This is a genomic window from Streptomyces sp. NPDC054932 (assembly GCF_053610205.1).
Genome location: NZ_JBSGXU010000245.1, coordinates 1 through 10,723 on the forward strand (window position 1 = coordinate 1; position 10,723 = coordinate 10,723).

Below are 10,723 nucleotides of genomic sequence, written 5' to 3' on the forward strand. Positions count from 1 at the left end.
GCCCGGTGCGCTCGCAGCGCACCGGGCCACCGGTCTTTCGCGGGGTGGGCCGGGGTCAGGTGGTCGCCGCGGCCTGGGCGGCCGCCGCTTCGGCCGCGCGGCGCTCTCCCTCGGCCTTGGACCGCTTCCCGTACATGGCGGTCCATACGCCGAGGGCGCCCAGCACCGCGTAGATCATGATCGGGCTGACCACCACCATGGTCCTGGTGGGCAGCGTGTAGGCGAGCACGACGCGGACGACGGCCTCGGTGACGTACGCGACGCCCCACACCAGAGTCATCCGGGTCATGGTGGTGCGGAAGCCCTCGTACTGCCACAGGCCATTCCACCAGGCAGTGCTCTGCGGGGTGCCGTCGGTGGCGAACTTGCGGCCGAAGTAGAACATCAGCGGGCGCGGCGCGAGCAGCGTCCCCAGGCAGAGCAGCCCGAACAGCCCGGTGACCCCCGAGTCCTTGATGAGCAGGGCGCGGGCCGAGTGCGCGCCGACGAGCGAGACGGCGGCGGTGATCACCAGGAACACCAGGGTGACGACGGCGAACTCGTCGAGCTTGCGCCGCCAGGCCAGGCTGATGACGCTGTCGAGCACCGGCCAGGCGCTGCTGATCAGCAGCGCGGAGAACTCGCTCCAGGCGTGGTCCTCGGTCAGTACGTTGTACGTGATGATCGGCGCGACCACGTTGAGCCCGATGGTCAGGATCCAGCCAAGGGCGGCGGCACCGCCCGAGCGCTTGGGAGGTGCAGGGTGTGCGTCTTGAGTTGCTGGAGTGGACAAGATTCCCCCTGAGACGTGCCTGATGAAGTGCGGCAGGGGGACCGTAAAGACTTTGACGGGACGCGAACAACCCGAATGCACCCAAAATGATCATCAAGCTGTCCGGACTGATCGATTCCGGATGGCGGTCGCCCCGCGTCAGGCGCGCAGGCCCCGGATCACCAGGGCGGTGACCGCCTCGAACTCCGTGATGATGGTCGGCGAGAGCCAGTCGGCCGCGTACTGCGGATCGTGGAAGCGGCCGGTGGCGTCGAAGACCGCGCGGGCGGCCGCCGGCACGTCGTCGGCGGCGAGCGAGCCCGCTGCCACGCCCTCGGAGATGATCCGGCCCAGCTGGTCGATCAGCTCGGTCAGGTGCGCGTCCACCACGCCGCTGTTCTCGGCGAGCAGCACGGTGTAGGTGGCGAACAGTTCCGGGTCGTCGCCCGCCTTGTGGCGCTTGGCCGCGAAGAGGGCCTCCAGCCAGGCCTCCAGCTTGGACGGGGCGCTCCCGGTGGGAGTCGAGGCGATCTCCTCCAGCATGACCACGCTCTTGGCGAGCCAGCGGTCCGTGACGGCCTCGCGCAGCGCCGCCTTCGACGGGAAGTGCCGGTAGACGCTGCCGTGGCTGACGCCCAGTGCACGGGCCACGTCCACCACGGTCGCCTTGGTGGGACCGAAGCGCCGCAGCACCTCCTCGGTGGTTTCGAGGATGCGCTCGGGAGTCAGGGGCTCGGCAGCAGCGGGAGGCATGGGTACGACCGTACCGTCAGCTCAGTGCTCACTGTCGAGGTGGGCCATCTGGGCCGCCGGATACCTCTCCCCGGCCGCGGAGCCCGCCGGGACGGCCTCCTCGATGGCGGCCAGGTCGGCGGCGTCCAGGCTGACGTCCATGGCACCCAGTGCCTCGGCGAGCCGGTCCCGGCGCCGGGCGCCCACCAGCGGCACGATGTCGACCCCGTGCCGCGGCCCCTGCGTGAGCACCCAGGCGATGGCGGTCTGCGCGACGCTCACGCCCTTGCCCTCGGCCACCTTGCGCAGAGCCTCCACCAGGTCGAGGTTTCGGTCGAGGTTGTCGCCCTGGAAGCGGGGGCTCATGCCGCGGAAGTCGCCCGGGGCCAGCGCGCGGTCGCGGGAGAAGTGGCCGCTGATCAGGCCGCGGGACAGCACCCCGTACGCCGTGATCCCTATGCCGAGCTCGCGGGCGGTCGGCAGGATCGCTTCCTCGATGCCGCGGGAGACCAGTGAGTACTCGATCTGGAGGTCCGAGATCGGGGCCACGGCGGCGGCCCGGCGCAGGGTGTCCGCGCCGACCTCGGAGAGCCCGATGTGGCGCACGTGCCCGGCCTGGACCGCCTCGGCGATGGCCCCGACGGTCTCCTCGATCGGCACGTCCGGGTCCACGCGGGCGATCCGGTAGATGTCGATGTGGTCCCGGCCGAGCCGCTGCAGGGAGTAGGCCAGGAAGTTCCTGACGGCCTCGGGCCGGCCGTCATAGCCGGTGAAGCCCCCTTCGACCGTGCGCAGCGCGCCGAACTTGACGCTGGTCAGCGCTCGCTCGCGGGCCCGGGCGGGCGCGGTGCGCAGGGCTTCGTTGATCAGCAGTTCGTTGTGGCCCATGCCGTAGAAGTCGCCGGTGTCCAGCAGCACGTCGGTGCCGTCGGGCGTGGCGTCCAGATAGGCGTGGACGGTCGCGATGGATTCGGCCCGGTCCGCCTCCCCGTAGAGGGCGGACATCCCCATGCAGCCCAGCCCCAGCGGGAAGACGGCGGGGCCGGTGCTGCCGAGCGTGCGGGTGCGGTCGGTGGTGGCGGTCATGCGGGAGGTGCTCTCGTTCTTCGTCATGGAACGAGAATGGCATGACGAGTGACAGATTTCAATATCTGTCACTCGTCAGTGTCATGCGAGGATCCGCAGCGCCAGGGCGGCCGCCGCGACCAGGGCGAGGACGGCCGCCGGCGCCAGCTCGTAGTCCTTGACCCGGAGGTGGCTGATCACCGCGCCGATGAAGTAGAGGGTCACGCCGGCGGCGGCGGCCACGCCGAGCGGCGTGACCCACAGGCCGGCCGTCAGGCCGATCGCGCCCGCGGCCTTGAGGGTGGCCAGGCGTGGCAGCCACGAGTCCGGCACCCGGACCTTCTGCATGCTCGCGACGATCTGGTCGTTGCGCTGGAGGGTGAAGGTGGCGGAGGCGGTCAGGACGAGGGCGAGCAGGCCGCCGACGACGGCGTAGGCGATGAACATGAAGATCTCCAATGGTCGATGATGTGAAACCATTGAATAGCATCAACGATATGTCCAACGCAATCATTTCCTGGTTGCTACGATGTGGACCATGACGGCAGATCAGGACGGACTGCACCCTCAGCAGCGGCTGGGCCTCCTGCTGGCCTGGCACGGATCCGTCACCCAGACCCGGATGAAGCGGGCGCTCGGTGCCGCCGGACTCACCCCGCGGCACGCGATGACGCTGATGCACCTGGACGGCGGCCCCATCGGCCAGCGGGCGCTCGCCGAGCGGCTGGAGGTGGACCCGAGCGTGCTCGTCGGGATCCTGAACGACCTGGAGGGCGAGGGTCTGGCCGAGCGCCGCCGGGACCCGGCCGACCGCCGCCGCCACAACGTGGCCATCACCGACGCCGGGGAAGCCGCCCTCCACAAGACGAACACCGCCCTCGACGAGGTCGAGAGCGGCATCTTCGCGGGCCTCACGGCCGCGGAGCGCGACCTCCTGCGCGGCCTCCTCGACCGGGTCAACACCTCGGCCGAGGACTTCGACTGCGGCGAGTGAGCCGCCCGGCACGGTCCTGGAGCCGCGGCGCCCCCGGCCCGCGCAACCCCTCAGCCGCGCGGCGCCCCCGTCACGGCTGCGGCGCTCACCGGCTCCTCCAGCCTGCGGGCGGTCCGCTCCGCCGTCGCGCGGGCCCAGCTGCCGCTGGTCGCCGCGCCCACGACCAGGACGAGCAGGCCGCAGACCGTGATGATCCACCAGGCCGGCTGGGCCGCCGCCGAGAAGTCGGACCCGCTCGCCAGCCCGGCCGCCAGCACCGAGCCGATCACCGCGACGCCCAGGGTGCCGCCGGTCTGCCTGCTGGTGGAGGCGATGGCGGCCGCGACCCCCGCCTGGGAGCGCGGCATCCCGGACACCGCCGTATTGGTGATCGGCGCGTTCACCATGCCGAAGCCGAGCCCGAACAGCACGTACCCGGTGAACAGCAGCGGGTTGGACGTCTCGGCCTCGAACAGGGCGAACAGCAGCCCGCTCGACGCCATCGCCACGCCCGCGATCAGCAGGCAGATCCGCGGCCCCCGCGAGCCCACCAGCCGCCCCGCCAGCGGCGCGAAGACGACGGTCAGGGCCGCCATGGGCAGCATGTAGAGCCCGGCGTGCAGGGCGCCCAGCCCCCTCACGTCCTGGAGGTACAGCGTGTTCAGGAAGAGGAAACCGGCCAGCCCGGCGAACGCGCTGATCGCGATGACGGTCGACCCGCTGAAGGGCGCGCTCCGGAAGAACCGGAGGTCGATCAGCGGCTCCTCGCGCCGGGGCTCGTGGATCAGCAGTCCCACGAACGCGGCGACGGCCACCACCGCGCATCCCATGATCAGCGGCGAGCGCCAGCCGGCGGCCGGCGCCTCGATGATCCCGTACGTCAGGCTGCCCAGCAGGGCGATGACCAGTACCTGACCCAGCGGGTCCGGGCGCCGGGGCCGGGCCGCCCGGGACTCGGGGATGTGGCGCATGGTCAGCGCGAGGGCGGCCAGGCCGATCGGCAGGTTCACCCAGAAGATGGAGCGCCAGCCGACGGAGTCCACCAGCACTCCGCCGATCAGGGGGCCCGCGGCCATGGAGACGCCCCCGACCGCGCCCCACACGCCGATGGCCCGGGCCCGCTCGGCGGGATCGGTGAAGGTGTTGGTGATGATCGACATCGCCACCGGGTTGAGCATCGCGCCGCCGACCGCCTGCACCATCCGGAAGACGATCAGCCAGTCGAGGCTGGGGGCGAGCGAGCAGAGCAGGGAGCCGACGCTGAAGGCCACCAGACCGGCCACGAACACCTTGCGGCGGCCGATCCGGTCGGCCGTGGAGCCCGCGAGCATCAGCAGCGAGGCCAGCACGAGGGTGTAGGCGTCGATGCTCCACTGCAGCCCCGAGACCGAGGCGTCCAGTTCACGGCGCATCGAGGGCAGGGCGACGTTGAGCACGGTGTTGTCCAGGCTGACGATCAGCAGGCTCATGCAGCAGATCGCCAGGACGAGCGTGCGCTGCCGGGGACTCGGCTCGATCATGCGCCGATGCTACGTCCGCCGCACCCCCTCGGCATGCGGGACAATGGGCGGATGACCACGCTCCCTCCGCCCCTCGCGATCGGCCCGCACACCGTGCAGCCCCCGGTGGTGCTCGCGCCCATGGCCGGTATCACCAATGCCCCGTTCCGTACCCTCTGCCGGGAGTTCTCGGGCGGCAAGGGGCTGTTCGTGAGCGAGATGATCACGACCCGCGCCCTGGTCGAGCGCAACGAGAAGACCATGCAGCTGATCCACTTCGACGAAACCGAGAAGCCCCGGTCGATTCAGCTGTACGGGGTGGACCCGGCCACGGTCGGCAAGGCGGTCCGCATGATTGTCGAAGAGGACCGCGCCGACCACATCGACCTCAACTTCGGCTGCCCGGTCCCCAAGGTGACCCGCAAGGGCGGCGGATCGGCCCTCCCGTACAAGCGCAACCTGCTGCGCGCGATCCTGCGCGAGGCCGTCGCCGGCGCCGGGGACCTGCCGGTCACCATGAAGATGCGCAAGGGCATCAACGACGACCACCTCACCTACCTCGACGCCGGCCGGATCGCCGTCGAGGAGGGGGTCACCGCCATAGCCCTGCACGGGCGGACCACCGCCCAGCACTACGGCGGCACCGCCGACTGGGACGCCATCGCGCGGCTGAAGGAGCACGTGCCGGAGATCCCCGTGCTCGGCAACGGCGACATCTGGTGCGCCGAGGACGCGCTGCGCATGGTCCGCGAGACCGGCTGCGACGGCGTGGTCGTGGGCCGTGGCTGCCTGGGGCGTCCGTGGCTGTTCAACGACCTGGTGGCGGCCTTCGAGGGGCGGCCCGAGGACTTCCACAAGCCCACCCTGCGCGAGGTCGCCACGACCATGCACCGCCACGCGCAGCTGCTGGGGGAGTGGATCGGCGACGAGGCGCGCGGGGTGATCGACTTCCGTAAGCACGTGGCCTGGTACCTCAAGGGCTTCTCGGTCGGGTCCGAGATGCGCCAGAAGCTCGCGGTGACCTCTTCGCTGGCCGAGCTGAACGCTCATCTGAGCGAGCTGGATCTGGATCAAGCATGGCCCGAGAGCGCGGACGGCCCCCGCGGCCGGACGTCCGGAAACAACCGAGTTGTCCTGCCGGACGGCTGGTTGAAGGACCCGTACGACTGCGCGGGTGTGAGCGAGGACGCTGAACTGGACACCTCCGGAGGCTGACAAATCGCCCTCCGTGGTGCGTGATATACGCCACGCATGGGAAGGGTTTCGCTCAGATGAGCACGGAAATCACGGGTAAGACTTTCAAAGGGTGGCACTGGGTGCCACCCTTTGTGCGTTCATTACTTGAACGCAAATGTATCGATGATCGCTCATCCGAGCGTGAACAAGCCTCAGGAGCCCCCTCGTCCTTCGACAAGTGAAGGCTCTTCGTACTTTCTGATTACCCATGAGTTACTTTCGATCTGCTGGCGCACGGGTGGTTACGGCCGTATGACGACCAAGTGGACGTACCCAGAAGCCTTCGATCTGGGTATGTTCCTGGCCGTCAGGGCAGCCACCGAGCCTCGAGGAGTCGAGACCCGTGTCGGAAAACAAAGATCAGAAGTTCGTCTACGACTTCACCGAGGGCAACCGCGACCTCAAGGACCTTCTCGGCGGCAAGGGTGCCAACCTCGCCGAGATGACCAACCTGGGTCTGCCGGTCCCTCCCGGCTTCACCATCACCACCGAGGCCTGCAAGGTCTACCTCGAGAGCGGCACGGCCCCGGCCGCGCTGCGCGAAGAGGTCAGTGCCCACCTTGCGGCCCTCGAGGCGAAGATGGGCAAGAAGCTCGGACAGTCGGACGACCCGCTGCTGGTCTCGGTGCGCTCCGGTGCGAAGTTCTCGATGCCCGGCATGATGGACACCGTCCTGAACATCGGTCTTTCCGACGAGTCCGTGACCGGCCTCGCCTCCCAGGCCGGTAACGACCGCTTCGCGTGGGACTCGTACCGCCGCCTCATCCAGATGTTCGGCAAGACCGTGCTGGGCGTCGACGGCGAGCTCTTCGAGGAGGCCCTCGACGAGGCCAAGGCCGCCAAGAAGGTCACCGTCGACACCGACCTCGACGCCGCCGACCTGAAGAAGCTGGTCACCCGCTTCAAGAAGATCGTCGCCAAGCAGGCCGGCCGCGAGTTCCCGCAGGACGCCCGCGAGCAGCTCGACCTCGCCGTCGAGGCCGTCTTCAACTCGTGGAACACCGACCGCGCCAAGCTCTACCGCCGCCAGGAGCGCATCCCGAGCGACCTGGGCACCGCGGTCAACATCTGCTCCATGGTGTTCGGCAACCTCGGCCCCGACTCCGGCACCGGTGTCGCCTTCACCCGCGACCCCGCCAGCGGCCACGCGGGCGTCTACGGCGACTACCTGCAGAACGCCCAGGGCGAGGACGTCGTCGCGGGCATCCGCAACACCGTGCCGCTCGCGGACCTGGAGGCCATCGACAAGGCCTCGTACGACCAGCTCATGACGATCATGACGACGCTGGAGACCCACTACAAGGATCTCTGCGACATCGAGTTCACCATCGAGCGCGGCCAGCTCTGGATGCTCCAGACCCGTGTCGGCAAGCGCACCGCCGGCGCCGCCTTCCGCATCGCCACCCAGCTCGTGGACCAGGGCCTGATCGACGAGGCCGAGGCCCTCCAGCGCGTCAGCGGCCACCAGCTGGCGCAGCTGATGTTCCCGCGCTTCGACGAGGGCGCCAGGACCACCCTGCTGGGCCGCGGCATCGCCGCCTCCCCGGGCGCGGCGGTCGGCAAGGCCGTCTTCGACTCCTACACGGCCGTCAAGTGGTCCCGCTCCGGCGAGAAGGTCATCCTGATCCGCCGCGAGACCAACCCGGACGACCTGGACGGCATGATCGCCTCCGAGGGCATCCTGACCTCGCGCGGCGGCAAGACCTCGCACGCCGCCGTCGTCGCCCGCGGCATGGGCAAGACCTGTGTCTGCGGCGCCGAGGAGCTCGACGTCGACACCAAGCGCCGCCGCATGACGGTGGGCGAGACGGTCATCGAAGAGGGCGACGTCGTCTCCATCGACGGCTCCACCGGCAAGGTCTACCTCGGTGAGGTACCCGTCGTACCCTCCCCGGTCGTCGAGTACTTCGAGGGCCGCATGCACGCAGGCGCCGACGACGCCGACGAGCTCGTCGCCGCCGTGCACCGGATCATGGCCTACGCGGACCGCGTCCGCCGGCTGCGCGTGCGCGCCAACGCCGACAACGCCGAGGACGCGCTGCGCGCCCGCCGCTTCGGCGCCCAGGGCATCGGCCTGTGCCGCACCGAGCACATGTTCCTCGGCGAGCGCCGTGAACTGGTGGAGCGACTGATCCTCGCGGACACCGACGACGAGCGCGAGGAGGCACTCAGTGCCCTCCTGCCGCTGCAGAAGAAGGACTTCGTCGAGCTGTTCGAGGCGATGGACGGCCTGCCCGTCACGGTCCGCCTGCTCGACCCGCCGCTGCACGAGTTCCTGCCCGACATCACCGAGCTGTCGGTCCGTGTCGCCCTCGCCGAGTCCCGCAAGGACGCCAACGAGAACGACCTGCGCCTGCTCCAGGCCGTGCACAAGCTGCACGAGCAGAACCCGATGCTGGGTCTGCGCGGTGTCCGCCTCGGTCTGGTCATCCCCGGTCTGTTCAAGATGCAGGTCCGGGCGATCGCCGAGGCCGCCGCCGAGCGCAAGAACGCCAAGGGCGACCCGCGGGCCGAGATCATGGTCCCGCTCGTCGGCACCGTCCAGGAGCTGGAGATCGTCCGCGAGGAGGCCGACGCGGTCATCGCCGAGGTCGAGGCCGCCACCGGCACCAGCCTCAGGCTGAGCATCGGCACGATGATCGAGCTGCCCCGCGCCGCCCTGACGGCCGCGCAGATCGCCGAGGCCGCGCAGTTCTTCTCCTTCGGCACGAACGACCTGACCCAGACGGTGTGGGGCTTCTCCCGCGACGACGTCGAGGCCAGCTTCTTCACCGCCTACCTGGAGAAGGGCATCTTCGGGGTCTCGCCCTTCGAGACCATCGACAAGGACGGCGTCGGCTCCCTCGTCCGCTACGCGGTCGAGCAGGGCCGGGCCGCGCGCCCCGACCTCAAGCTCGGCGTCTGCGGTGAGCACGGCGGCGACCCCGAGTCGGTCCACTTCTTCCACGAGGTCGGCCTCGACTACGTCTCCTGCTCGCCCTTCCGGATTCCGGTGGCGCGCCTGGAGGCCGGCCGTGCGGCCGCCGAGGCGAAGGGCAGCGACAGCCGCTGACCCCTGGCCCGCCAAGGGCCCCATAGACCGCGCCTGTCCCCGGGTTCCCTGACTGCCCGGGGGCGGGCGCGCCTATTTTTGTTGTTCAACAAATCTTTACGCCAGCAGGCGGTGGACGGATCCCCACCCGTCCACCGCCGCTGTCATTCTGCCGGGCACGTCGGCGCTTCCCGGTGCGACCGACCGCCAGGCCCCGCAAAGCCCCCCACGGCCTTCGCGGAGCGTTTCGGTCGCACCGGAGTGTGCCCGGCGGAGTACAGGATTTCGGTTGTCACGCCCCTGCCGAAAGGGGTTTCAACTGTGGCCGAAAGGGCGTGGTGACCACGTGTGACGGCGTGCATACTCATGGAGCGGGGGGATTGCGGTTGCACAGGTGGGGGTTCGGTGCTGCGTATCCATTTCACTGGAGTGGACCTGGCACGCGTACGGATGGCAGGGCGTCCCGATGCGTTGTGGGAAACGATTCTGAGCTTTCACCGCTTAAGAGACCGGCGCGATGCCCGGTTGTTCGGTGAATGGCGTACGGAAACCCGGAGCAGGTTGAATAGTGAAACACGCACGCTCGGTATGCTCATACCGAGTCGTGGTTATTTCCCCGATTTCCTGACCCCTGTGGAGGGGCAGTACGGGTGGGACGTGGGCCTCGACGCGCTGCGCGGGATCCGTCCCGAGCGCATGCGGCGCGAGCTCCAGCTGCTCGCAGCCGGTGCGCCGATGACGCCACGGCTGCGGGAGTTCGTGGACGACGGCGGCAAGCACCTGCCCCGGCTCATGGGCGAGCTGCGCGCGTACCACCGGGCGGCCGTGGAGCCGTACTGGACGCACATCCAGGCCCAGATCGAGGCCGAGCGGGCCGCACGCGGCCGGGCCCTGCTGGACGGGGGCGCGGACGAGCTGCTGGCCTCGCTGCCGCCCATGCTGCGCTGGCGGGCTCCGGTGCTGGAGTGCGACTACCCCGTGGACCGTGACGTACGGCTGCGGGGGCGCGGGCTGCTGCTCCAGCCGTCCTTCTTCTGCCGGCGCACCGCGGTGACCCTGCACGACCCGGAGCTGCCGCCGGTGCTGGTCTACCCCGCCGCCGCGCAGCTGGCCTCGGCGCCCGCGGGCGGCGAGGGGGCCCGGCCCGTCGAGGAGCAGCGCCAGCGCACCCTGGGCAAGCTGGTCGGGCACACCCGCTCGGTCGTGCTGCGGGCCATAGGGGACGGAGCCACCACCAGCGAGCTGGCCCGCCGGGCCGGGGTCTCGCTGGCCTCCGCGAGCCAGCACGCCTGCGTGATGCGGGAGGCGGGGCTGGTCACCACGCTGCGCCGGGGCAACGCGGTGCTGCACACGGTGACCCCGCTGGGCGCCGCGCTGCTCAAGGGCGGGGCCGTGGCCTCGTGAACGCGGCCGCGCCCCGGCGGGCAGAACCCGCC

The 10,723-nt window shown here is 70.1% G+C and carries 9 protein-coding genes; 4 read left to right on the forward strand and 5 right to left on the reverse strand.

All coding sequences use genetic code 11. The features are described 5' to 3' along the window. Positions 1–55 precede the first annotated feature (55 nt). The 4 genes from ACWGE1_RS37105 to ACWGE1_RS37120 all read right to left on the reverse strand — a co-directional run bounded on the left by ACWGE1_RS37105 (position 56) and on the right by ACWGE1_RS37120 (position 3,007). The gene (locus tag ACWGE1_RS37105; RefSeq protein ID WP_453424871.1) at positions 56–772 is read right to left on the reverse strand and encodes a VC0807 family protein; all 717 of its coding nucleotides are present in this window, start codon (positions 770–772) and stop codon (positions 56–58) included. A 138-nt stretch (positions 773–910) separates the two neighbouring features. Beyond that, positions 911–1,504: a TetR family transcriptional regulator gene (locus ACWGE1_RS37110; protein WP_453424872.1), complete on the reverse strand. Its 594-nt coding sequence runs from the start codon at positions 1,502–1,504 to the stop codon at positions 911–913. Between the two features lie 21 nt (positions 1,505–1,525). After that, positions 1,526–2,596 (reverse strand): aldo/keto reductase, encoded by a 1,071-nt coding sequence (locus ACWGE1_RS37115; RefSeq protein WP_453424873.1) that lies wholly within the window; start codon positions 2,594–2,596, stop codon positions 1,526–1,528. A gap of 54 nt (positions 2,597–2,650) precedes the next feature. Then, complete coding sequence (locus tag ACWGE1_RS37120) at positions 2,651–3,007, reverse strand: DoxX family protein (RefSeq protein WP_453424874.1); 357 nt, start codon at positions 3,005–3,007, stop codon at positions 2,651–2,653. 79 nt (positions 3,008–3,086) lie between these two features. Between ACWGE1_RS37120 and ACWGE1_RS37125 the strand changes: the two genes are divergently transcribed. Next, complete coding sequence (locus ACWGE1_RS37125; protein WP_453424875.1) at positions 3,087–3,542, forward strand: MarR family winged helix-turn-helix transcriptional regulator; 456 nt, start codon at positions 3,087–3,089, stop codon at positions 3,540–3,542. 50 nt (positions 3,543–3,592) lie between these two features. Here ACWGE1_RS37125 and ACWGE1_RS37130 read toward each other — a convergent pair whose 3' ends face one another. Beyond that, a complete protein-coding gene (locus ACWGE1_RS37130; RefSeq protein ID WP_453424876.1) occupies positions 3,593–5,041 on the reverse strand; it encodes an MFS transporter in 1,449 nt (482 codons plus the stop codon). Between the two features lie 51 nt (positions 5,042–5,092). On the opposite strand from ACWGE1_RS37130, the gene dusB reads away from it, so the two are divergent. The 3 genes from dusB to ACWGE1_RS37145 all read left to right on the forward strand — a co-directional run bounded on the left by dusB (position 5,093) and on the right by ACWGE1_RS37145 (position 10,691). Continuing rightward, positions 5,093–6,235 carry a tRNA dihydrouridine synthase DusB gene (gene dusB / locus ACWGE1_RS37135; protein ID WP_453424877.1) on the forward strand — a complete coding sequence of 381 codons (1,143 nt, stop codon included), beginning with the start codon at positions 5,093–5,095 and terminating at the stop codon, positions 6,233–6,235. 364 nt (positions 6,236–6,599) lie between these two features. Beyond that, on the forward strand, positions 6,600–9,308 hold the full coding sequence (gene ppdK, locus ACWGE1_RS37140) for a pyruvate, phosphate dikinase (RefSeq protein WP_453424878.1): 2,709 nt from the start codon (positions 6,600–6,602) through the stop codon (positions 9,306–9,308). A 384-nt stretch (positions 9,309–9,692) separates the two neighbouring features. Beyond that, positions 9,693–10,691 carry a helix-turn-helix domain-containing protein gene (locus ACWGE1_RS37145; protein ID WP_453424879.1) on the forward strand — a complete coding sequence of 333 codons (999 nt, stop codon included), beginning with the start codon at positions 9,693–9,695 and terminating at the stop codon, positions 10,689–10,691. Positions 10,692–10,723: the final 32 nt, after the last annotated feature.

Excerpts from the sequence above, each read along its gene's own strand:
- ACWGE1_RS37110 (WP_453424872.1), bottom strand. The coding sequence starts at position 1,504 with ATGCCTCCCGCTGCTGCCGAGCCCCTGACTCCCGAGCGCATCCTCGAA.
- ACWGE1_RS37115 (WP_453424873.1), bottom strand. The coding sequence starts at position 2,596 with ATGACGAAGAACGAGAGCACCTCCCGCATGACCGCCACCACCGACCGC.
- ACWGE1_RS37125 (WP_453424875.1), top strand. The coding sequence starts at position 3,087 with ATGACGGCAGATCAGGACGGACTGCACCCTCAGCAGCGGCTGGGCCTC.
- ACWGE1_RS37130 (WP_453424876.1), bottom strand. The coding sequence starts at position 5,041 with ATGATCGAGCCGAGTCCCCGGCAGCGCACGCTCGTCCTGGCGATCTGC.
- dusB (WP_453424877.1), top strand. The coding sequence starts at position 5,093 with ATGACCACGCTCCCTCCGCCCCTCGCGATCGGCCCGCACACCGTGCAG.